The sequence below is a fragment of the Bradyrhizobium sp. SYSU BS000235 genome (assembly GCF_049747295.1).
GTDB lineage: Bacteria > Pseudomonadota > Alphaproteobacteria > Rhizobiales > Xanthobacteraceae > Afipia.
Map to the genome: position 1 here is coordinate 5,342,410 of NZ_JBMHJM010000001.1, position 20,504 is coordinate 5,362,913.

The window sequence follows — 20,504 nt, forward strand, 5'->3', positions numbered from 1 at the left end:
ACAAAACGAGGCACGCGCCAATTGCTTAGTGCAGGGAACGCTTAGCAAGTGCACGCGTCTTGCGAAGCAGAACCAGGCACTCTTGCGCGTGGAGGAGAAATTGAACGGCGGGAAGGTTGGGCGAACGGTATCCGCCCCTGATTATTTCGCGGAGTAGGAGGCACTGTCGCAAGATATCGCGCCTCCGGACCGCGATGGATTGCATCGGCGGCAGAGTACCGAGCCACTTCACGTGGGCCAGTGTCTTTTTGGTATAGCGCTTAGCTATCTCTTTTTCTCGTGAGGCCATCAGTTCCTCCGCGTAAGCGGCCCCGTGACGCGGGAGGGCAGCGCTCTATGTTCCGTTAAGATGCAAGGCGCAAAGATTTCTGAAGAACGTCAGGATCGAAGCGGGTTTCGGTGTATAGGTCTTCTTCGTCCCACTCGAGCCTCGCGGTCGCGACCACTTGCCAGACCGCGGGGTTTATCTCGCTGTAAATCTCTCCGGGTCCTGGCGGTGCTACCCAAATGTCAAAGGTGTCGGAGTCGGCAAGAGCGTGAGCAAAAGCATACAGACGCTGCGTGGCGGCGTAGATCGCATCAAAATCAAACATCGTATGCTCTCGGAGTATCGTGTTTACGATGTCTCTCCGGCCTGGCTGATTTGCGACTGCATGCGTGATGATCATCAATTCAGCGGAAACCTGCGGTACTATCATCGGGTATTCCCCCGGCAACTAAGCATCAGCGTCTAGCGAATAAAAGGTCAGGACCGGTGACCATTAGGCAGCGCGCAGGTTCGAACGAACTTCACTCCGCTTGCATCATGTAGGTGCTTGCCGATGTTCTCCGGCTTGCGCATGTCGAAGCGCTCGGCGCACGCCGACCACAGCATCCAGTGGTCGTCCTCGTTGAAAGGTTCCCACTCGGTCGGAAAGCCTTCGTTCGGTTCAATCAATGGGCCGAGGTTTTCTCGCTCGCTTGACTGCCGCTCGCCTCAACACGCGCTCCTCCGGGAATGGGGTTCAAGGCGTTTCGCTTGAGTAACGCCACTAATCGTCTGATGGAAAAACACCCTGCGCGCAGCGGGCACACGTTGCTGTACCATTCTCTTCAACCGTTCACAGCGATGCGAGTCAATCGTCGTGATCATTAGACGGCCGGAGCTCGGAAGACTCTATCCAGCTTTCTGTGGTGGCGGCTGCACTTTCGATGCTTTGGGCTTCCAGAAGCAGCCCGTCACGAATTGCGCCAAGTGGCACCATTTCCATCTGTCTGCGAAGTAGCTCAGCCTCAGCGCGCAAGTGCATCTGACCCTTTAACTGCCTTTGGGACATCGGTCGCTCCATTCTTCGAAAGAGGCGGGAGCACGACCGGTCTCTCTGTCACCGATGCCAAACTTTGCGGCGATGAGGTGAGTGTCACACCGGCCCCCGCCAATAGCCAGTCGTTTATTTGCCGACATCCATGGAACAATCTGTGAAAACGCGAAGTCGTTCAGGCCAGATTGCCTGTGCGGTTTCTCAAGCTTCAATGGCCTATACGAAAGATATGGCGCCATCTTTTCTCGGGATGAAGCGCAGGTAAATATGAGCCCCCCAGTGAACACAATTGAGTTCTGGCCTCTTGGGCCAAAGATGCTAAAATACTTCTATTCGATTGCTGGCGCTGCTTTTGTTAATGCGCCTATGGCCCCTTTCCAAAGACATCGCTGAAGATTGGATAGGTCCGCGCGATGCTGCGCGAGAACGCGCATTCGTGCGCCTGGAGGAAAGCAATATGACAACAGGTACAGTGAAGTGGTTCAACGGCCAAAAGGGCTTTGGCTTCATCCAACCAAATGACGGTGGGACCGATGTGTTCGTTCACATCAGCGCAGTGGAGCGCGCAGGCCTGACCGGCCTCGCCGAAGGTCAGAAGGTCTCCTACGAGATCAAGACCGACAGGATGCGCGGTAAGTCGAGCGCGGAGAATCTCTCCCTGATCTAACAGGCGACGCCATTCCGCGGATGTAGCGGAATGGTGTTCCTCAAACTCGTTTACGGATCTAATAAAACGATAAAACCTCGCAGCAGGGGCGGGCAGTGACGCTCTGATCGGTGCCGGCCATTGCCCGCCAACGCCGTGACCACCTTTGGTATGTTGGCTTTCCGACCGCACAGCAGCTTGCCCCAGTGACAGACAAAGGGTCTTGGCTTGCTCAAATTGATTGGAGAGCGAGATTACCCGCGAGCCTTTGGCAATCGACGGCGAGTCGCAACTAAGACGTTGGACCGCCTTCGGGCTCTAATGCGAGGTCGAAGTCATCAATCAAGGTGTGCTTTCCGACGTTCGTCTCGGTCGAATCTCGAACCTCTCGGGGATACTGCCAAATGCGAGAGGCAAGCGGCCCCAGCGTTGGATGATTGACCCTTCCCTCGAAATAAACCTCGTTCTTCGCCCCAAAACGGGAGTCCATTCCCATGTGACCTGGGCCGGCGAAATCGCGAACTGCTCTTTGCTTTCGTGGTGTTCGATCTTCGCAGAGCCCTTGGCGGCTGGATGCGGCGGCAATGCGCTTCCTCCCCAAAAACTTTGAACGTTGGGAGGCTGTTTTGGTGCCTCACGTTCGTTCTTTTAGTCAACCTTCGGGATGCGGACCACGACCCGCGAGCCTTCCCAGACTTCGACATCGCCGTTCTTAGCGAGATCGAGTACGGCGTCGCTTGCCTCAGTGTCGTCCTCAGCCTGAAGATCGATCGCCTTCACGATGTGGCTGTTTCTATCGAGCAGATACGCCCGGAATTCTTTTGGCATCGCGAGGCCCTCTGGAGGCGAACGTACCTCAGAGTTCCACGCGAGTCTTTAGGCTAGAAATCAATTCTCTCGCGGTCGGCAAACCGGTCTATTCCGGCGCCCCGAATCCGAATGAAACGGCGGGAGGCCGAGGTGGACAAGGCCATCAAAAAAGTGAGATGTTGAGAAGTCTTTCGGCTTCATTTCGATCGATGCGTTCATCGGCCGTCTGTCTAAATAAAGATGCCTCTTCCTGCGTAAAGGCTGCTTAGTGAATTGTGGAGCGCGAATGACGTTCTCGGTGCCACGCAAAGCAACTAGTTTTTCTCAGTGATCTTCGCCAAGGTTCTCGTTGTCGTGACCTTCGGGGTGCTGTGGCTGCTTGTTGATGCTCGAGCGGCGGTCATGATCAATGCCCGCGGCTAGGGCGTAGTGGGATTGGTCGTGACCGCTCTCATTCTCTCTGGCGTCCGACTGTCTGGAAAAGCCCGCTGGGATGAAGCGCGGTGATCTCGGCGTCTAGTTCAACGATCAGGCCGTCGATTGCCTCTGAGGTCTGCCGGTCCGATACTGCGCGTCTAATGCAGCGATACTTGGCAATTCGCGCGATGTTTTCTGCGCATTTTTCGCACATGGCGGGTCCATTACGTTAAGGCGGGACCGAAGCGCGATCTCATCACCGATAGAAGCCAATGGCGGGGCGGTGATGCTCACCAACTAACATGTTGGGTTTGGGTTCGATCGGGCGCTTGTCCAACAGAAAATTGGCCTCTGGAAACCACCCAGCGCTGAAGTGTCCCGGTTTTTGCTCGTGGGGTATTCACGAGAAAGGTGTACAATTGTCCTTTCCGGCTTGCCTTATTTGATGACGTTAGCCGCGCTCCTTGACCGGAGCGCGGCTTTTTATTGCAGGGCCTCGACGCCGCTCCTCCTGAAATCCCGAGCCATGATCAGGATGCGCTGCTCAGATTTCAGACATTCGATGACCTGCGCGCGGGATTGCCCGTCAATGTTGGCAGCGACGAGGGATCGAAGTACCGTGCAGCGTTCCAGGATGTTTTTACGCAATTGGTCGGCAAGTTCTTGTGGCGACAGCGCGTCCGCCCGTCCAAGGATATCGCGGAATTCATTCGCAAGACGGAGGGCTGTCGTCGTCTGAATTTCGAACGCCATCACATCCTCCGCGTTGCCGAGCTAAAAGGTTTTGACTGCCTAGGCTCCAAGATCCCGAAGTACTTCATTGTGCCAACCACGTGTGAGGAGTGCGGGGTTGCTAACGGTCTCACTCTCCGTTCGCATCGAATTTTGCGACTTGACGGCCGCCCTGCCAGAGCTCGATGCTGAGCCCGTCAATAAGTTGTTTGGCCGTTTTGATCGCATCCTCGTCATCAGGGCAGAGTAAATCTGCTGCTTTGATGAAATGGCCATCATGACCAATGAAATACGCTCTGTATTCTTGCACAATTAGCTCCCTGATCGGCGGGAGCGCAAAACTCCCAGTCACCAGTAATTGCCGGTGTGCAGGGTGATGGTTGACCATGCGCCCACGGGCCTTCAGAATGCGAGTCTTTAGTGTTCAATGCCGATAGAGTGATCGCGGAACTTGGCGTAGGAGAACCCCTCTACTTGCCTTATTTGGGATGCGCGCCGCGCTCTTAACCGGGCGTCCTCTTTTTGGTTAATTGAACTCGTTTAACGCCTGTTTTGGCGAATCTTTCGAAGATCCAACATGGTCTGCTGCGTGTCCTGCAGAAGCTCGCGCAATGTAGCGTGGGCCGTGCGCGAAGTTCTACGTAGCTCCAAGCAATATCGCAGCGAAGCACGGGAGATTGCCGCCCGTTCCCAATGCGGGATGCTGCTAAGCCGACGGATCAGAGCGGCAAAGCGATCCCATTCAGGAGTTCGACATTAGAGTGGTCCGTTTTGAGCCTTTAGAATCGCGGGTAGGCTGGCCGAATGCTGCTCGCTTCCACGAGAATACTCGGAGATCCGTGGCCTTCTATGCTGATCACCTGCGCATCCGGGATGGCTCACGGTATACTCGCGTCGGCCAATTGCGCGTCCGATAAATCAACGGATCCGATAGATATCATCTCCATCGATGAGCCGTGCTCGCTTGGTAATAGGATCAACGTGGCAACGCGCCGATAAACGGGGAAGGAAATTCCCTCGATCATTTCTTCATCGGTGACCACTTCATAGCTTCCGGCGGGGATGGTTCGATCAACTCCCTTGATGCGTGCTGGATGCTTGAAGGTGACCAATTCCCGTCGCGTTCTAGTACTCATTGACCCGCTCCGCTCTACGTGACCATCGAAATACGCGTCGTGTCGCCTGATGCAGGCTCAATCCAACAGCTGGAACTTAGTTCCGTCACTACATCGATGGGAGAAGGTTGCCGAATGCGGCGTGAGACCAAGGCGGTTAGCACCATTTTGTCAGCGATATTTTTAAAACGAGCGCCCTCCCATTGTAATCTGGATCATAGACCTACAGCTGTATAAAGCACCTGAAGATCGTTTTCTTGAAAGAAGCGGTCTTGCGATTTTGAAGCAGGCCGAATGAAGTGCGAATTCAGCCGCTCAAAGCGAAGCCAAGCTCGTCATTCAAGACGATAGGGCGATCTAGTCAGCGCCAAGCACGACGCCTACCACGGTGCGCAAGAAGAGCTTCGTAAACCGCAGGCTCGGGGAGATTTCGTATGTCACATGAAGGACTATTCCGCATCCGAGATTGGCTCGTCCCTCCGATTATTATCCCCCTGTGCTGCGGCTTGGTCGTTTTGGGAATGGCATTGCTCTCGTGACGACTGATCGGCGCAAGGATCTCCCGCCCCCGGTCACAAAAGAAAGCTTGCCGTATCCGGGAGACAGCTTTGGCACATATGCCGTTGTCTCAACCGCGACTTTCGCCGTTGCGCTGTTTTTCTTTGGCAAGTTCTATAGCTTGGATATTTCCAATTATCCATTTCTTGCAATCACGGGGGGCGGCTTAATCGTGTGTCTGTCATGGCTCCTGCGTTGGCAGCGGATGAAGCGCCACAAGATCCGTGAGAAGTAAAAGCGAGCGGTCATGAGTTGATTGTGCCCACAAGAGGATTTGGTCATGAATCAGAGCGATGACGTGAGCCGAGGCGGTGTGCCACCGGTAAGATACGCGCCCGAAATCGACAAGCTGTTGACCGTGCAGGATTTAGTTACGGAGTTGAACCAATGGGACGGGAGCGCTCAGGTGACATTCCGGTCAACATCAGATGGCGGCGCGCTGAGATTTTATTGTTTCAGATCGCCACAGCCCGGAATCCTAGAGATAAATCTCAACCCATAGGGCTTTTCTCATCGGGCATCGCCGAGAGGAAAGGTTCGGACCTTGGCGTAAGGTTAAGCGAAAGGTAGAGACGGCGCCCGACCGGCTCCCGTGTAAGTGCAACTTACACGTCGATTGTGAACTCCATTACGGGTTGCTCAGCACCATGGCTGAGTTGTCCAGCTGACAGGCGTGCGCCCCTGGAAACTTCGTCTTTTATTGCAGCAAGGCTTGCCAACATCCAGTCTTGCGCAGCTTTCTCGCGATCAAAAGCAAGTGCTGCTCTTGCTTGAGCGCCTTCGCGAGCGGGACACCGCGAACCGACGCCCTTCCGCTTCTAATCCAGGCACGAAACTGAATGCAGCAGAGCAAAGAGTGTGTGCGTTGGAGAGCTACTGCGTCCGAGGGGGCGAGTGGTTTAAGCCGCTCGATATGTGCGTCGATCTCGTCGAGGATCGTTACGGTCTTCCTATCAGCATGTGTCATGACGTCCTCCTCGGTGGGTGGACGAAGTTTTGCTATCAAGGTTGGTTACAGCGGCTTGCTACGTCGCGCGCCCTGGCTCCTGAGCTTAACGGATAGCCCCTATCGCCAATGGCGTTCCCTGATTTGGGATTGTTTCTTGCTGCGATGCCATCGCGTGACAGGTCGCGATAGCTTCACGTAGGCTGCCTGCAGCGATGTCGGCCTTTGCCGTCGCACGCAGCGCTTCCAGCGATTCGCTGTCGAAATCCTCGGCCCAGCAACCAATCATGATCGCCGCGTTGGGCAGCTTGCGACGAAGGCGTTGGACCGCATAACGCATGTGAGCGGGACTGCTGACGTCAAGATAGGACAGGCATACTAACGCGACGCCAGCCGTCTCAAGCCGAAAGATGTTTGCTGTCGAAAGCGCTTCGGCGGGCTTGATCCGAGCGGCTAGTCCATGCGCATTCGCAAGTTGCCCAAATAGTCTCGCCGCAGCTTCATCAAGCGGCGTCCGCGCGGCCACGCATAGCACGGGGCATTCACCCTGCCAGTTTGGTTCGAGATCCTGCTTCTGAAGCGCAGGTAAATTGGCGACTGCGATGTCAGAGATGGACTCAACGGCAGCTGCAGCTTCCGAATCCTTCGTGTGCGCTGTCACCTCGGGCTCAAAATCAACCTGATCGGAAAGGTCGCTGGCGAATTCATCGACCGCGTCGCGAATTTTGGACATGCGAGTGTAATCTAATGCCCCTCTCTTGGCGTCAATCTGTGCCAGCTGCAAGCCCTTGATCGCGACCTCGTCAAAGTAAGCGGATAGAGATTTTTCCTTCAAGAATGCTTCGGCCTTTTCGGCAGCTTCAGTCGGATCGCCGGCAAGCATCCGTTGATAGAACATCTCCGCAGGCGAGAGGGCAGGTTTATCGCCGAAAATTACGTCAAGAAATTCCAAGCGCTCGATATGTCGCCCGAGGACCACAAGGCAGACGGTCAGGGGCGTGGCAAGGACAAGTCCAATCGGTCCCCACAACGCGGTCCAAAACGTCGCGGAGGCAACAATGGCGACCGGAGAAAGCCCGGTACTCTGTCCATACACCATAGGCTCAATGACGTGACCAACGATAGGCTCTACGACGACGAATAGCGCCAATGTCCAGAGCAGCATCGACCAACTGGGGTCAACCGCAGCCGCTAACGCGAGAGGAAACGCAGCCGAGATGACTGCACCGATGTAGGGGACAAAGCGAAGCACACCGGCCAGAACGCCCCATAAGATCGCACTTGGGACGCCGATAAAGGATAGACCGACCCCAATAATCAAACCAAAAGCTGAGTTCAGAAGCAGCTGGATTAAAAGTAAGCGACTGAGGCGGCTTGCGGCATCGTCGAGCGCCGCGGTGGTCCGCTGCAAGTCATGCGAACCTGCGAGCCTGATGAGACGATTTCGTAAATCCTCTCGCTGAAGCAGGATGAAAATGACGAAGATGATAATGATACCAGTCGTCGCCAACGGATGAAGCAGTGGCGCAATGAGTGCGCGGATGCTTTCCAGGGCTCCTGGGTCTGGCTGTCGCACTTCGACCGGTACCGGTTTAACCGGCGCAATCGTCGGCGCTCCGACACCGTCTTTGATCGATTTCGCGTCCTTAGGCTTGTCTAGTTCCTTGCTTAGTTCCTGGAGCATGTCCGCCGCGCGCTCGAGCGTGCCGCTACTTGCCGCCGCACCGCGGACCGACTTGATTTTCTCACGCATCGTCGCTTCGTAGCGCGGCAAGTCTCCCGCCAACTGGGTCAACTGTTGGGCCACCAGGCTCCCCAAACCGAAAATCGCGATGAATGCGAGGACCACGACGCCGACGACAGCGAGGCCGCGAGGCACACGGATACGCTGCAGAAGCCCCACAACAGGTGCGAGAACAAAGCTCAAGAGTATCGCGAGCGCTAAGGGGACAAATATTTCGCGACCGAAATATAGGGCTGCAATGAGTAGTGCTCCGATTATCGTGAATGCCACAGAACTGAGTAGGGCGATAAGCGCTTCAGAGGATCGCCGGGTTACTGCCTTTCTGATGACAGAGCTCATTATAGTCCTACGCTAATGCACCTGAACTACATGTCGTCGCGTGCGCCAACGCGTCAGCTGCGTGGGCATTTCCTTGCGCCGCTCCGATATTAATGTTGGCTAATGGGCACCTGATGGGTCTGTTCCGTACGAAAGGCATTTTGCCGCGCATTTAATGCCGTTAGCATCCGCGTCTTTCGGTAGAGTTGTAAAACCTACATCGATGTGGCGGGTCGATCAGTGCAGTGTTTCTGCAGCCGCTTCATCGATCGCTGCCATCAAATGATCGGTTGAGGACTGTTGGATCATGTGGCCGGCTCCCGCGATACGATAAAATTTGCTTTGCTTCACTTCGTCATGCAGCCTGCCTGACTGCTCATCGATATCGATCACGCGGTCATTTTCGCCTGCAAGAATGATCGTCGGCATCGCAAGTTCGTTGTATGTCTTTGCGGACGCAAATGCGGCGGGGATCATCAACGCCGTTTCCGCTGCGCCGGCGCGGATCTGTGATGGCCGGACGGCCATTTCCTTAGGAAAGCCAGCAAACTTCTCGGGAACCGATCGCGGCCCGAACATCTTGCGCAACATGGCCGGCCACAGCAACCGGCTGGCGATCGGTGAGATGGTGGCGCTGAAGATATCGCCAAGCCCCGGTATAGCGGGGGCCGACAAGGCCGCTACGTCGAAGCGCGCAGTTGGAAAGTAATATCCCGATGCCAGCACCAGCGCCTCGACAAAAGAAGGATGCCTGGTCGCGAGGGCTACGGCGACAGACGCTCCCCACGAATGTCCAAGCACGATCGCCTTCTGGACATTCAGCTGATCAAATGCCTTCATGAACAGATCCGCTTGCGCCTCCGCGGTCCAAACGACATTCCGGGGGCGCAAGCTATGTCCAAATCCTGGGCGGTCGAACACGATCACCCTGTAATTATCAGCCGCCAGATCAATCAGGCCGCTCGACTCGAAGTCCTGGATCATGCTGCCGTTGCCGTGAAACAGAACCAGCGGCCGGCCGTCTCCGCGTTCCACGTAATGCAGACGCACCCCGTCGATGTCGACGAATTGCCCCTGCGGGGGATTATCGCGCTGCGCCTTCTTGGCAAGCTGCCGGTTGACGATCGCCGTCGCCACCAGAACACCTGCTGCCGTAACGGCGGCGGTCGCTCCCGGATAGTTCCTCGCCACGGCGAGACAGTTTGATAGCAATGATGGGGATCGCCTGTGCGCAAGCGCCATGTGCAGGACCTTGGTCGGACTGCACGATGACTCAGATATTGAGGAATGTTGCAGCACTGAGTGAATGGGCGAGATGTCCGTTCGTTCCATTCCCGCAAACGCATGCGAATGATACTTTAGCTCTCTTCCTTGAATCTTAGATGATCAAGCATCATTTCGCGGCCATTCACCGCAGCAGGCGACTCATTCGTCTTGGCTGAGGAACTAACACGGTAACGAAAGGTTACGAGCGCTCCTACTCTCTTGGAGAACACAATGAAACGCTCAATTCTCTTCGCCTGCATCGGTCTTCTTGCCGTGACGACAGCATCAGCTCAGAGTCCACCGGCGCAGTCGGGACCCAACAACAACGCGGTCAACAGCTCGGGGCAGAACAATTCGAATGCACCTGTTGCGGGTCGCAACAGTTTTACGGAAGGCCAGGCCAAATCGAAAATCGAAGACGCCGGCTATACGAACGTCTCTGAACTTAAAAAGGATGACAACGGTGTTTGGCGTGGCAAGGCAAGCAAGAATGGCTCCTCCGCGGCGGTCAGCGTCGATTTCCAAGGCAACATCAACGCTGCAAAGTAACGGGAGGATTCCACATGACCACTACAATTTCTCGACTTTACGATAATTATGCTGAAGCCCAAAAAGCCGTTCAGAACCTTGAAGCGGCCGGGGTGCCGCATTCCGACATCAGCATTGTATCCAATAATTCCGACAATTGGTTCAGCACTGACAAAAAGGTCGATCGCGACCACGATGGCGTCGACGATCGCGCCGAGGGAGCAGGAAAGGGCGCCGGCATCGGCGCAGGTGTTGGCGGCGCGGCTGGCTTGCTCGCTGGCCTTGGCTTGCTCGCGATCCCCGGGCTCGGACCAGTGGTTGCCGCCGGATGGCTGGCCGCAACGGCAGTCGGCGCCGCAGCGGGCGCCGCAACGGGTGGTATCGTAGGTGCACTCACGGAAGCTGGCGTTTCAGAAGAAGATGCGCATTCGTACGCCGAAGGTGTTCGACGCGGCGGCACGCTTGTCTCCGCACGCGTTCCGGAGGCAGATCGTTCTCGTCTTGACGCGGTTCTGAACCAGTCCGCCGTCAACTTGCGTGATCGCAGCGCGGCTTGGCAGAAATCGGGCTGGAAAACGTTCGATCCCGCCAGCAAGCCGTATGGTGCTGATGAAGTGCGCAAAGAACGCCAGCTCTACGGCGGCAGCCTTCGCTAATCGCTTATGAGACGGCCCGCTTCGGCGGGCCGTTCTTTTAAGCCAATCAGCACGATCGCGTTTCGCTTCATCGCGTGCACGTGCGGCCATTCGCCCCCTCGCGATCCTGTGGGTCTCTTCTCAAAGAATGCCGGTGTGCTGGCCAAGCGCTTCGCTGCGGCGAAGAAGTCGGGCGCGGTCTTCTTGTAGCGTCTGCAGAGCAGGCGCGTCCTTTAAGGTGTCTGTGTGCTGCACTCCGCCGGAAACAGACATACACGGATCAGTTGGGGACCGGTCATAATAGGTATTTAGCCCTACGACAGCGCACTAAAGGGGAAATCTCGGGATACAGCCAATCCTCACCAAGTTTTCCGCTGACAGCTTCTTTACTATATGGTCTTCCGAAGCACGCTCAGCTTCCAAAGGAAGGCCCTAGATGTCCGTTGCCACGAGGAATAACGTCCAAGTCAGGGGAAGTGGCGACAAAGCGATGGCCTTCGCCCATGGCTTTGGCTGTGACCAAAACATGTGGCGTCTCGTTTCGCCGGCTTTTGAAAACGATTTCAAAACAGTCTTGTTCGATCATGTAGGAGCGGGAAGTTCCGATCTCTCGGCGTACGACAACAAGAAGTATGCGAGTCTGTCGGGGTATGCCGACGATCTGATTGAAATTATTCGCGGGCAAAATCTGGCGAAGGTCATTTTCGTCGGTCACTCCGTCAGTGCAATGATCGGAGTTCTCGCATCGATCAAGGCTCCCGAATTGTTTGATCGCCTGGTAATGGTTGGGCCTTCCGCAAGGTATACCGACGATGGCGAATACGTAGCGGCGACCAGTCAACTGCGGCGCTTTGCCATCGTGCCGGCTGCAACGTCGGCTGCGTGGCAATGGGGCATCTGCTTTCATTAAGGTCGCGGACGCCAGACACCGACGAAAAATAGACGGTTCGATAGTGGAGTAAAACTTCCGGACTTTTTTGAATGCGATGGGAGATTGATTCCAGGCAACCTTTCCACGTTCTCGATGTTATCATCGCGCAACGGAACCGGGTTGACTGGCAGTTGCTTAAAAAGCCGCTCGGCGTAACGCCCGTGCGGCTTTTTTTCTTTCGATGAGAGGGAGGATGACATGCCGAATGACAAGGCGCTAAAGCCCGATGATTTTCCGATTGAGGTCGAGGGCGAGAAACTCGTAACTGCGGACGGCAAGCCAATTGCCAAGGCACAAGCACCTGCGGTCGCGGAAGATCTGGCGGACCGTCTCAATGAAGATGAGTACCGCAAAGAACAGGATAAATGGTCGGCCTGACACCGGACACATCAATTGATCGATGCTGTTTACAGATTTGAGCAGGAGTGTGTCCGGCACCCCTTACACTCAACGGCGTCGCAAGCGGTCGCGCTACTTTTTTGGCGTGCTGGCCTCGACTGTCATCGCCTGCCTGGAAGGCCACAGCTAATCGACCTTAATGCGGGCGGTAGGCTTGATGTGGATCTCAAAAAGCGGGTTCTTAAATTCGTCCGCGACCTGCATACACCAGTCTTGACCTGGCTTGAGGTCGCCATCCAATTCCTTCAAAAGCTCGCCCGCTGAGGTGGTCGCCTCATGCCACGCTGCCTGGATATCGGGAAGTTCGAGACCGTCTAGATCGAATCTTTGATGAACATGGCGCACGTGAAAGAAATAAAGAGGCATCATAAAAAGCTCCGTCGGAACTCGGACATGCACTCGCTCGAAGCAAATGCACTCCAATCTCCGAAAGCAAGGGGTGTTGCGTACACACGGCGTCGCTTTGCTAAGCGAAAATGGATCACGACCCTTGGGCTACTCAACGATTTCAACAATACGTCGAGTTCGAGGTTCGACGAGCACAGTCCGGCCATTCACGACCGTGTAACGGTATTCGCGGGCTCCATACTCTGGCGGAACGTCGTAGTAAGTAACTCCATCTGCCGGTAGTTCTGCGCCAACGACCACATCGTGCGAATAAGTATAAGATGGCCGACGTTGTTCAACGACGTAGCTGCGAAAGCGAGGGCGCTCATCTACGCCTAAGACACCGGCAACGCCCCCGGCGACTCCGCCCAGAACGCCGCCAACAACGGCTCCAACCGGTCCTGCTGCGCGTTCTCCTTCGCGGGCACCGCGGTCGACGCCGCCCGGCACACCTTGTGCACTTGCTGTAAGAGGAGTCGCAAGAGGAACGATCGCGGTTGCGAGGATGAGCGTGAATTTAGCGTATGAACGAAACATTTGGTTCTCCCAATGAATTGTGAAGGACGAACAGGCTTGTGTTGGATCTGTTCCGGACGCGCTCGCCGGTTTGCCCATAATCTCCAACACCTGTTGAAGTCGTTGATTTGCCGCTTTTCGTCGTGTCTCAGCAGGCCTTTCCTTTGACTTAGTCGCATTCCGGTCCTGGGACGTGTCCTCAGTATCTGGTTCGCGGCGATGGAGGCCGTTGAGTGTCATGAAAGGTTCTGGTTTTTCGTTTTCTCCAACAGAAAGCCCCCGCAAATGCGGGGGCCAGTGTATGACGCTGAAAATAGTTAGAGGGGCTTCTTGAGGGCGTCCGCAGTCTTATCAACGGCCTCTTTTGTCGTGTTCTTCGCGTCGCCCGATAATTTCTGAGCGTCGCCTTTGAGTTCTGGCGCCGCGCCTTCCGATTTCAATTTCTCGGATCCGACGACACTGCCGACGCCTTGCTTAGCCTTGCCGAGAGCCTCATTAGCCAAACCCGCAGCTTTTATCTGTATTCCCGCTCATGTCCGTAACTATCTGTTTGTGTGTAGGTCCGAACATCGCGAGAGTACGTTTGTTCCGAACATGCTGGCCACTCGTAAGACCGCCCGGATTATGACTCGCATTTCATATTGGGACAGAGCGAGCGGGCAGGGAACAGCAGGAACAACGGTTCGTTTCGTGATGAGAATGGAGCGATAAACGCTCTTGGAGGACACAGCGATGGATACCACCACGCTTTTGATCATCGTTCTTCTGATACTACTGCTCGGCGGCGGCGGCTGGTATGGCCGTGGTCGTTGGTACTGAATGGCAAGGCCAGCATCTGGCTTTCGTCTTGCCTGTTGTCAGTCGGTCCAACAGGCCTTCCATCGCAAAGCGACCGGAGGCAAATTTACCGAGCGTGAGGCGCTTAGGCGAGCTCGCTAGCTATGAGCAAAACGGCGCGCGTTGTTCGTTCAGCCGTCATCATCTGCAGTTTTATGTTAACGGTGGCGCGACGATGAGCCGCGCCGCGGCTGAGGAGATCAAGCTCCCACGCGGGTGACGTGCGAGGTCGTCCGCGAGATGGTCACCCTGCATGGCACGCTGGCAGAACATGATCGACGCCCTAAAAAGTGCTCCCAAAGTTGATCACCCTGGTGAGACCTCTTGTCGCGCGCGCGTTCGTGCGAAGCTTCTGACCATGAGGGGCCAACTGCTACCGGATGGACGAGGATTGCAAACTTTTCGGCCCCTGGTCTGTTGCGGCTAACGTTTAATGCGGAACCCACGCAGGAATGGAACGTTGCCGCCGCAGTCATTCAGCGTCAGGAGCTAAACATGTCACGCGGTTTCCCATCGATGACGGCGTTGTTGGGTTTGCTCGCTCTGGCGGGTTATCAGAATAGGGACAAGCTCGCGGAGTTGCTGAAGGGCGCGGGCAATACCCAGCCCGGTGCGAGCAACGAGAAGGGACCGTTGGATGGCGTGCTTGGTAATTTGAGTGGCGGCCTCGCGGGTACTGGGATCGGAGGGCTCTTGGGCGGCGGGCTCCAAGAACTACTCGAGCGCTTCAAACAGAACGGTCAGGGAGATGCCGCAGAGTCTTGGATAAATAAGGGACCTAATAAAGAGCTTCCGGCCCCTCAACTTAAGCAGGCCATTGGTCCGGACGTGTTAGCCGCGCTGGAGCAGCAAACTGGCCTGTCGCAACAGGAACTTTTGGCGCGACTGTCACGCGAGCTTCCTACGGCTGTCGACCAATATACGCCTGACGGCCGTCTTCCCTACTAGACAATAAATAGCGAAAGGATCTGCGCATGGGCATTATATGGACAATCATCATTGGGTTCATAGCCGGCGTTATCGCGAAGTTCATAATGCCAGGAGACAACGAGCCGACTGGTTTCATTCTCACAGCCATTTTGGGAATCGTGGGAGCGTTTGTTGCGACGTTTCTTGGCCAAACACTCGGTTGGTATCGTCCAGGTGAGGGGGCGGGGCTGATCGGCGCCGTGGTCGGCGCCATTATCGTTTTGCTTGTTTATGGCATGATCGCAGGACGTCGACGCGTTGTCTAATGGAGCGCAAGTCGAACAATGGGCTATTTGCAAAACGGGATTGAACACCTTAATCAGCTGGCATCGTTACTATCGATAGCGGTACCTTTTCTGATCGCGAGTATCGCCGGTTGGTGCGTGGGCAGTCTCATCCATTGCTTCCGCCGATAACGCCGAAGAGAACCGGGCTACACCATCGGCACTGATATCAACGGCAGGCCAATCGATCCCAACTACCCATGGAATAAGGGCGCGGCGCTGGGCCTAGTCACCGTGCTTCTTGTTTTGGATGTAGTCCTCGACTGCTGAGACCCCTACACCAACCGCGCGCACAGCTTTTTGAAGCTCTTCCTCTGTGCACCGCAGACGATCGGTCCAGTACTTCACTTCATGGGGCTCATCGATATTGACCTTACCCCGGTCCGGCGCTCCTCGATTATTTCGGTCGTCTGGCATGGTGCTTCCTCCTTGGCCGAACTTGACAGTACTCCGATAGGCCAGGGCAGAGCCAAAAGTTCACAGCCTGGGAAGCGTCGAGACATGCGCAGCTGTTCGTCGCGCCGCTCGGCAGCTAAACGCGACGATCTCCTTAGCGAGTGTAGTCGTCGCGGAGGTCTCGTCGCCGCGGTGATCTATTGAGCATCAACGCCAGCATGAAGCCTACGGCTCCTGCTACGAGTAGTGAACCGAGAGGTTGCTCCTTCACAGTCGAGGCGAGTGCGCGGCTACCTTCCCGATAGTATTCGGTGCCGGTGTCCATCGCATCCTTCGCGATGTTACTCGCAGCTTCGCCAGCATCGCGCGCGACGTCTTTGGCCTGACCATAGAGGTCCTGCACAACACCGATTGCGGCATCGCCCGTTCCCTCGACTTTGCCTGCTGCATCATTTGCAGCGCCTGCGATTCTATCGTTGTTCATAGATCATCCTCCTGATGTGAAGGCTAACTGGCGTCGTTTTTTGGTTCCGTCGACCGGATCGGATCATCACCTCGGCGCAGATTTCCGAGACCGCTCTCCCAGTGTGCTCGCTGCTGGGCCCAGAGCAGACTAAGCGCCGACCGAAAACGTGTCGGGCCATGCTATCCTTGACGTTTCCTCGGCGTCGGCTGCGTAATTGTCCGCATGCCGCGTCAGCACAGCCTAATGCAGGGTGGCTTTCGTAGCGTCAGGGGATGCGGTGTCCACGGCTTCCTGTGTGATCTGCAGCATGCGCCGCGGTTCCTCGGCATATTGGGTAAATGCGTTCTGCCAGAACTCGCTGTAGGCCTGCTGCAAATCCGGAAGTGACTGGCAGCCCTGAATGGTCTTGATCAGACGCATCTGCTGGCGCGTCCGCTTGCCAAAGAACTCGAACCACTCATGGACGAAATTCTGAAGAAACATGCCTCCCTGCAGTTTCGTGCTTTCCGTCAGCGCGTTCTCGTTCAACTCGCTGGGATTTACGCGGCTAAATGAAAACTTTTCCGCAGATACGAGGGGAGTGCCCTGACTAACCCGCTCTGCAGATGCTTTGAGGGTACCCTGCGGGATCTTTTCCGTAGATTCGTCGCGCTTTCTCATCGTTTTCCGAGCGCCCTTATCGCTAGTTCTCGCAGATGCGTTGAGAGCTCGCTTCTTCATCGTTCCTCGAACCCCCTTATTGCTCTTTCTCTTTGATTTAGCTGTCATCGTCTTTCTTCTTCTCGGTTTGCTTTGAATCTTGATCTCGTGCGCCGGACGATTGGCGGTCATTTCGTTACGCTACGGCACGCTCACGATCGCTTCTGTGGCATTGGCCGCCTCTGAGGAGAGTTGCCACCATCGCAATCGAAAGCTAACTGTTCTGTTCCCTACGGGACGATTGGTCGCGCCTTGTTCAATTACAGCGAGCGCCGTTCAAGCGCGTTCAACGCGTGGCTCGCGGGCAAGCGATCCTCAGGAGCGTCTATCAGGCCCCGGAAACTTATGTTTTGAAAAACACAAACCAGACAATCGCTAAAAGAAAGACGGATCCAACTGTACTCGTAGCTAAAATGCCAAGGATCGTTGGCCCACGTTCTCCTTGCCTGGCTTCTGTTGCTGTTTCGACTGTCCGTGAATGGTCGTCGATATGTTCCGATTTCGGCATCTCACCCTCGCTGGTTACATTGAGGCATCTCGTCAAAGGTCGAGTCCAAGAGCTTTCCGGGCCTCAGCTTCACGAAGCTGCTGCTGCCTCTTGACGTGTCTTCGATCCGGGAACGGAACGCCTGCCTCTTTGGCCTTCATTTGGACTGATACGGCTGATCGCTTGAGCCGTGCCGCAGCTTTAATAGGCGATGCGCCGGCCTCAACGAGTTTTCTCAGTACTTCGATCTGTTCGGGCAGCCATGTGCGGCTCGTAATGTGACGTGTCATTTGCACTTCCTTCCGGACCGCGAAGGCCCGACGAGTTTGCCCAACCTTCGGTGATAGCGGATGACTCCATGTTATCGGCGCGAACCAAAAGACCGTCGCGCGCTGGTCCTGGCGGAAGCGAGCGAGCCGCCTGCCGCAGATGCGCAGCTTGGGCTCGCAATTGCGCTTGCGTTGCAGGTTGGGTCTTTGACATGGAAATGCTCCGCTGTCGGAACAGGCGGGAGCACAAGTATCTCTCTGTCACCGATAAACGCCGAGGGCAGTGCGGTGATGTTTAACAAGTCGCAAGGCGACACCAAGTTCAAATCAACCAAAGCCAGCCCAGGACCGAGCGAATTGGGAACACAGGTCAGGCGGTCTGACACTTTAAATACGCCCTAAAATCGCAAAGCCGAATGCGAAATGACTTAAGCGCGGCGCAACGCACATAATCGCTTTCCATGCCTTCCCTTATTTCATGACGCAAGCCCGACTGTTTCACTGGGCGCGGCCTCGTTAGCTTGTGGTCCAAAAATCCCGGCTAGGTCGAACTAGCCGGGAAGTTCATTGGAGCCAATGCCGGACTGGGCGTTGGTAACAGTCAAACCTAATGCTCGGCTTGCCGTTCCACGACATCTACCGCCCGTGCAATTTAAGTGCTCGATCGTCTGGAAAGCGGTAACCGCGCTTTTCTCCGCGTGGCCTTTGGCGGTCGGGCCAGTGCTCTGAGGTTGAAGAAGGGCCGTGGGTGCGCACGGAACAGCTGTGGCATCCATTTAAAGGGCGAGAGAAAAGATGTTGTTACTAACCGAAGCGACCCAAGCAAGGATCGTTACGACGGAGAAGGACCCGTCAGGTTCTTTGCGTGCCGCTCGGCATTATCATAATCGTTCGTAGCAAGCTCCGTTGATTTTCTGGTGCGTCGACGACGCGACGCACGTTTCAATGCAGCGCCCGCTTCGCGATAGCGCGTTCCTCGCGCAGCGAAAGCAGACTTTCTTGCGCGCGCAGAAGGAACTCCTCGGCAGGAAGATCCGGGGAGCTGTAACCATCCCTCATCAGTTCGCGGAGCAGGAGGCAGTGACGCAAGATATCGCGCCTTCGGACCGCGATGGATTGTAATGGCGACAGAGATCTAAGCCACTTGATATGCGCAAATGTTTTTTTTGTGTACCGATCTGCAATTTCTCTTTCGCGTGATGCCATCAGTTTCTCCGCGTTGGCGATCCGAGCGTCTCAATCACCTCGACCCTCCAGTGTGGAGGTGGGCCACCACTTTATCAAGCAGGATGAGAGAGCCGAGTGCTTACCTGAGCTGGAGGAAGGACCTCTCGCGCCGCACCTATCGGCAGGAGTAGAGCAGGGCGACTGCGATAACGAGAAGCCCGCCGAAGACCCATGCCGGATCAAGCCGGATTGGTCTTTTCATGAGTGAACAATGTAGATGACTACGTCACGTTCCTTCTGCGAATGGTATTTCGCAGCTCCGCAGTGACGACGCATGTTCAATATGGAACTTCGACGGCCACCTTACTCGTTAGTTTTGGCACCAGCGCAGTTTTGTTGCCAGCTTCGCGACGGTGCATAGGCGATGATTTCATGTCCGTCCCGGGATAGCCAGGAAAGCTGCGACCGCCGCTTCGAGGTCCATGACGGAGTTAATCGGTGAGACCGTACGATCTTAGGGCCTAAGATCCACGTCATCCACGGCGATAGTTAACCACTTTGCTGGGTCCTTTGCCTTGGACAACTTCATTCTTGCCACCGCTTCGATCAATCGGCGGTGTTTCAGGAATAGGCGCGTCGCCTGATCTAGCTCGGTGATGAATGGGCAAGATCCCTCTAAAGCCGCGAGAGCGCGCAGTGACACTCGGCAGCGCTGTGGAGGTCTGCCGGAGAGGTCTACAAGGAAATGAACATATCGTTCGCTTGCAAAGACCATAGTCTCACCGGTCGCGTAACTCCTAACTTAGCACTGCCGTTCCTCAGTGTCCGACCTCTGAAAAATGGCCTTCTGCTTTCTCTCCTTGGTTCAGTCACAAGCGCGCGCGAGCGGGGAAATCTTATCGGTGACGAGCCAACCAGCTCCATTGATAGGTACTACGGCGGGCGCATCTAGATTCCGACGGGCGTACATGGTCCGGTGAGCAACAAATAAAACGTGCGACCGGTTTAACCGCTAAATCAGCAGTACCGAATCCGCGCTTATGCTTGCGAAAAACGACGCGTCATGGTGCCGCAGGTGGGAACACGCGCATCAGTAGGGGTTCGCCTTATTGAGCCTTGAGCCTAATTGGGACCGAGACGGAGATTCGCCATGACATCGGTACCAAGTGATAGAGATATGCCGCGCGTATCATCGGTAACGCCGTCGGAAGACGTTCGAACAATCATGGTGCACGAAATCTCATGGGGCGCCGTGTTCGCAGGCGCCGTGATGACGCTCGTGCTGCAGCTGGTTCTAAACATGATTGGCGTTGGTGTTGGCTTAGGAACGATCGACGCAGTCGCGCGAGACACGCCGAGCGCGACTTCGCTGTCCATAGGAGCAGGGGCATGGTGGGTTGCCTCCGGGGTCGTTGCGGCGGCTATCGGGGGATATATCGCTGGCCGACTTTCGGGAAAGCCATCAGAAACCACCACTGCGTATCACGGCTTGATCGCATGGGCAGTCTCAACACTGATCGTGGTTTATCTCGTGTCATCAGCGGCCGCGAACCTATTTGGAGGGGCGTTCAACTCTGTCTCGACAGTGGTTGGCGGCGCCGGCAAGGCTGCAGGAGGTGCTGTACAGACGGCAGTACAAGCGGCCGCCCCGTCACTGGACAACATGGGCGACCCGTTCTCG

22 protein-coding genes and 2 pseudogenes are annotated in these 20,504 nt (G+C 55.7%); 9 read left to right on the forward strand and 15 right to left on the reverse strand.

The genetic code is table 11. From position 1 onward, the window contains the following. Positions 1 to 344: 344 nt before the first annotated feature. Together ACP0KA_RS25195 and ACP0KA_RS25200 are read right to left on the reverse strand one after the other, a co-directional pair. The gene (locus ACP0KA_RS25195) at positions 345 to 593 is read right to left on the reverse strand and encodes a hypothetical protein (protein WP_424631430.1); all 249 of its coding nucleotides are present in this window, start codon (positions 591 to 593) and stop codon (positions 345 to 347) included. A gap of 152 nt (positions 594 to 745) precedes the next feature. Further along, entirely contained in the window at positions 746 to 937 is a 192-nt protein-coding gene (locus ACP0KA_RS25200; RefSeq protein ID WP_424631431.1) for a hypothetical protein, read from the reverse strand. Positions 938 to 1,758: 821 nt separating this feature from the next. On the opposite strand from ACP0KA_RS25200, the gene ACP0KA_RS25205 reads away from it, so the two are divergent. Continuing rightward, entirely contained in the window at positions 1,759 to 1,968 is a 210-nt protein-coding gene (locus ACP0KA_RS25205; RefSeq protein WP_424631432.1) for a cold-shock protein, read from the forward strand. 627 nt (positions 1,969 to 2,595) lie between these two features. On the opposite strand, the gene ACP0KA_RS25210 is transcribed toward ACP0KA_RS25205, so the two are convergent. The 4 genes from ACP0KA_RS25210 to ACP0KA_RS25225 form a co-directional block, all read right to left on the reverse strand. Then, positions 2,596 to 2,775 carry a hypothetical protein gene (locus ACP0KA_RS25210; RefSeq protein WP_424631433.1) on the reverse strand — a complete coding sequence of 60 codons (180 nt, stop codon included), beginning with the start codon at positions 2,773 to 2,775 and terminating at the stop codon, positions 2,596 to 2,598. Between the two features lie 882 nt (positions 2,776 to 3,657). Next, complete coding sequence (locus tag ACP0KA_RS25215; protein ID WP_424631434.1) at positions 3,658 to 3,927, reverse strand: hypothetical protein; 270 nt, start codon at positions 3,925 to 3,927, stop codon at positions 3,658 to 3,660. A gap of 109 nt (positions 3,928 to 4,036) precedes the next feature. Further along, positions 4,037 to 4,294: a hypothetical protein gene (locus ACP0KA_RS25220; protein ID WP_424631435.1), complete on the reverse strand. Its 258-nt coding sequence runs from the start codon at positions 4,292 to 4,294 to the stop codon at positions 4,037 to 4,039. Between the two features lie 490 nt (positions 4,295 to 4,784). Beyond that, the gene (locus ACP0KA_RS25225; RefSeq protein ID WP_424631436.1) at positions 4,785 to 5,042 is read right to left on the reverse strand and encodes a hypothetical protein; all 258 of its coding nucleotides are present in this window, start codon (positions 5,040 to 5,042) and stop codon (positions 4,785 to 4,787) included. Positions 5,043 to 5,487: 445 nt separating this feature from the next. On the opposite strand from ACP0KA_RS25225, the gene ACP0KA_RS25230 reads away from it, so the two are divergent. Continuing rightward, positions 5,488 to 5,814, forward strand: coding sequence for a hypothetical protein (locus tag ACP0KA_RS25230; RefSeq protein ID WP_424631437.1), 327 nt, complete (start codon positions 5,488 to 5,490; stop codon positions 5,812 to 5,814). Between the two features lie 817 nt (positions 5,815 to 6,631). Here ACP0KA_RS25230 and ACP0KA_RS25235 read toward each other — a convergent pair. Together ACP0KA_RS25235 and ACP0KA_RS25240 are read right to left on the reverse strand one after the other, a co-directional pair. Beyond that, positions 6,632 to 8,608, reverse strand: coding sequence for an AI-2E family transporter (locus ACP0KA_RS25235; protein ID WP_424631438.1), 1,977 nt, complete (start codon positions 8,606 to 8,608; stop codon positions 6,632 to 6,634). A 216-nt stretch (positions 8,609 to 8,824) separates the two neighbouring features. After that, positions 8,825 to 9,829 carry an alpha/beta fold hydrolase gene (locus tag ACP0KA_RS25240; protein WP_424631439.1) on the reverse strand — a complete coding sequence of 335 codons (1,005 nt, stop codon included), beginning with the start codon at positions 9,827 to 9,829 and terminating at the stop codon, positions 8,825 to 8,827. Positions 9,830 to 10,084: 255 nt separating this feature from the next. Between ACP0KA_RS25240 and ACP0KA_RS25245 the strand changes: the two genes are divergently transcribed. The 4 genes and pseudogenes from ACP0KA_RS25245 to ACP0KA_RS25260 all read left to right on the forward strand — a co-directional run bounded on the left by ACP0KA_RS25245 (position 10,085) and on the right by ACP0KA_RS25260 (position 12,325). Then, positions 10,085 to 10,402 carry a hypothetical protein gene (locus ACP0KA_RS25245; RefSeq protein WP_424631440.1) on the forward strand — a complete coding sequence of 106 codons (318 nt, stop codon included), beginning with the start codon at positions 10,085 to 10,087 and terminating at the stop codon, positions 10,400 to 10,402. Positions 10,403 to 10,416: 14 nt separating this feature from the next. Beyond that, positions 10,417 to 11,037 carry a general stress protein gene (locus tag ACP0KA_RS25250; RefSeq protein ID WP_424631441.1) on the forward strand — a complete coding sequence of 207 codons (621 nt, stop codon included), beginning with the start codon at positions 10,417 to 10,419 and terminating at the stop codon, positions 11,035 to 11,037. A 415-nt stretch (positions 11,038 to 11,452) separates the two neighbouring features. Beyond that, positions 11,453 to 11,854: pseudogene (locus ACP0KA_RS25255) on the forward strand (alpha/beta fold hydrolase); the annotation flags it as partial. A gap of 291 nt (positions 11,855 to 12,145) precedes the next feature. After that, positions 12,146 to 12,325, forward strand: a complete 180-nt coding sequence (locus ACP0KA_RS25260) for a hypothetical protein (protein WP_424631442.1) — start codon at positions 12,146 to 12,148, stop codon at positions 12,323 to 12,325. 147 nt (positions 12,326 to 12,472) lie between these two features. Here ACP0KA_RS25260 and ACP0KA_RS25265 read toward each other — a convergent pair whose 3' ends face one another. The 3 genes from ACP0KA_RS25265 to ACP0KA_RS25275 form a co-directional block, all read right to left on the reverse strand. After that, positions 12,473 to 12,715, reverse strand: a complete 243-nt coding sequence (locus tag ACP0KA_RS25265) for a DUF6894 family protein (protein ID WP_424631443.1) — start codon at positions 12,713 to 12,715, stop codon at positions 12,473 to 12,475. Between the two features lie 126 nt (positions 12,716 to 12,841). Further along, positions 12,842 to 13,270 (reverse strand): DUF1236 domain-containing protein, encoded by a 429-nt coding sequence (locus ACP0KA_RS25270; protein ID WP_424631444.1) that lies wholly within the window; start codon positions 13,268 to 13,270, stop codon positions 12,842 to 12,844. A 296-nt stretch (positions 13,271 to 13,566) separates the two neighbouring features. Further along, a complete protein-coding gene (locus ACP0KA_RS25275) occupies positions 13,567 to 13,752 on the reverse strand; it encodes a CsbD family protein (RefSeq protein ID WP_424631445.1) in 186 nt (61 codons plus the stop codon). An 829-nt stretch (positions 13,753 to 14,581) separates the two neighbouring features. On the opposite strand from ACP0KA_RS25275, the gene ACP0KA_RS25280 reads away from it, so the two are divergent. Then, the gene (locus ACP0KA_RS25280; protein ID WP_424631446.1) at positions 14,582 to 15,034 is read left to right on the forward strand and encodes a YidB family protein; all 453 of its coding nucleotides are present in this window, start codon (positions 14,582 to 14,584) and stop codon (positions 15,032 to 15,034) included. Positions 15,035 to 15,060: 26 nt separating this feature from the next. Further along, entirely contained in the window at positions 15,061 to 15,321 is a 261-nt protein-coding gene (locus tag ACP0KA_RS25285; protein WP_424631447.1) for a GlsB/YeaQ/YmgE family stress response membrane protein, read from the forward strand. Positions 15,322 to 15,564: 243 nt separating this feature from the next. On the opposite strand, the gene ACP0KA_RS25290 is transcribed toward ACP0KA_RS25285, so the two are convergent. The 4 genes from ACP0KA_RS25290 to ACP0KA_RS25305 all read right to left on the reverse strand — a co-directional run bounded on the left by ACP0KA_RS25290 (position 15,565) and on the right by ACP0KA_RS25305 (position 18,862). Continuing rightward, complete coding sequence (locus tag ACP0KA_RS25290; protein WP_424631448.1) at positions 15,565 to 15,756, reverse strand: DUF3606 domain-containing protein; 192 nt, start codon at positions 15,754 to 15,756, stop codon at positions 15,565 to 15,567. A 133-nt stretch (positions 15,757 to 15,889) separates the two neighbouring features. Further along, the gene (locus ACP0KA_RS25295) at positions 15,890 to 16,219 is read right to left on the reverse strand and encodes a CsbD family protein (protein ID WP_424631449.1); all 330 of its coding nucleotides are present in this window, start codon (positions 16,217 to 16,219) and stop codon (positions 15,890 to 15,892) included. 222 nt (positions 16,220 to 16,441) lie between these two features. Continuing rightward, positions 16,442 to 17,032 (reverse strand): hypothetical protein, encoded by a 591-nt coding sequence (locus ACP0KA_RS25300; protein WP_424631450.1) that lies wholly within the window; start codon positions 17,030 to 17,032, stop codon positions 16,442 to 16,444. 1,566 nt (positions 17,033 to 18,598) lie between these two features. Then, positions 18,599 to 18,862, reverse strand: a complete 264-nt coding sequence (locus tag ACP0KA_RS25305) for a hypothetical protein (protein ID WP_424631451.1) — start codon at positions 18,860 to 18,862, stop codon at positions 18,599 to 18,601. Between the two features lie 1,111 nt (positions 18,863 to 19,973). Here ACP0KA_RS25305 and ACP0KA_RS25310 point away from each other — a divergent pair. Further along, a pseudogene (locus tag ACP0KA_RS25310) lies at positions 19,974 to 20,504 on the forward strand (PhnA-like protein); the annotation flags it as partial.

Bases quoted from the DNA above. Each gene is read 5' to 3' on its own strand.
- ACP0KA_RS25195 (WP_424631430.1), bottom strand. From the start codon at position 593: ATGTTTGATTTTGATGCGATCTACGCCGCCACGCAGCGTCTGTATGCT.
- ACP0KA_RS25295 (WP_424631449.1), bottom strand. From the start codon at position 16,219: ATGAACAACGATAGAATCGCAGGCGCTGCAAATGATGCAGCAGGCAAA.
- ACP0KA_RS25210 (WP_424631433.1), bottom strand. From the start codon at position 2,775: ATGCCAAAAGAATTCCGGGCGTATCTGCTCGATAGAAACAGCCACATC.
- ACP0KA_RS25265 (WP_424631443.1), bottom strand. From the start codon at position 12,715: ATGATGCCTCTTTATTTCTTTCACGTGCGCCATGTTCATCAAAGATTC.
- ACP0KA_RS25220 (WP_424631435.1), bottom strand. From the start codon at position 4,294: ATGGTCAACCATCACCCTGCACACCGGCAATTACTGGTGACTGGGAGT.
- ACP0KA_RS25285 (WP_424631447.1), top strand. From the start codon at position 15,061: ATGGGCATTATATGGACAATCATCATTGGGTTCATAGCCGGCGTTATC.
- ACP0KA_RS25215 (WP_424631434.1), bottom strand. From the start codon at position 3,927: ATGGCGTTCGAAATTCAGACGACGACAGCCCTCCGTCTTGCGAATGAA.
- ACP0KA_RS25300 (WP_424631450.1), bottom strand. From the start codon at position 17,032: ATGACCGCCAATCGTCCGGCGCACGAGATCAAGATTCAAAGCAAACCG.
- ACP0KA_RS25225 (WP_424631436.1), bottom strand. From the start codon at position 5,042: ATGAGTACTAGAACGCGACGGGAATTGGTCACCTTCAAGCATCCAGCA.
- ACP0KA_RS25245 (WP_424631440.1), top strand. From the start codon at position 10,085: ATGAAACGCTCAATTCTCTTCGCCTGCATCGGTCTTCTTGCCGTGACG.
- ACP0KA_RS25290 (WP_424631448.1), bottom strand. From the start codon at position 15,756: ATGCCAGACGACCGAAATAATCGAGGAGCGCCGGACCGGGGTAAGGTC.
- ACP0KA_RS25280 (WP_424631446.1), top strand. From the start codon at position 14,582: ATGTCACGCGGTTTCCCATCGATGACGGCGTTGTTGGGTTTGCTCGCT.
- ACP0KA_RS25235 (WP_424631438.1), bottom strand. From the start codon at position 8,608: ATGAGCTCTGTCATCAGAAAGGCAGTAACCCGGCGATCCTCTGAAGCG.
- ACP0KA_RS25205 (WP_424631432.1), top strand. From the start codon at position 1,759: ATGACAACAGGTACAGTGAAGTGGTTCAACGGCCAAAAGGGCTTTGGC.
- ACP0KA_RS25240 (WP_424631439.1), bottom strand. From the start codon at position 9,829: ATGGCGCTTGCGCACAGGCGATCCCCATCATTGCTATCAAACTGTCTC.
- ACP0KA_RS25270 (WP_424631444.1), bottom strand. From the start codon at position 13,270: ATGTTTCGTTCATACGCTAAATTCACGCTCATCCTCGCAACCGCGATC.
- ACP0KA_RS25250 (WP_424631441.1), top strand. From the start codon at position 10,417: ATGACCACTACAATTTCTCGACTTTACGATAATTATGCTGAAGCCCAA.
- ACP0KA_RS25305 (WP_424631451.1), bottom strand. From the start codon at position 18,862: ATGGCATCACGCGAAAGAGAAATTGCAGATCGGTACACAAAAAAAACA.
- ACP0KA_RS25260 (WP_424631442.1), top strand. From the start codon at position 12,146: ATGCCGAATGACAAGGCGCTAAAGCCCGATGATTTTCCGATTGAGGTC.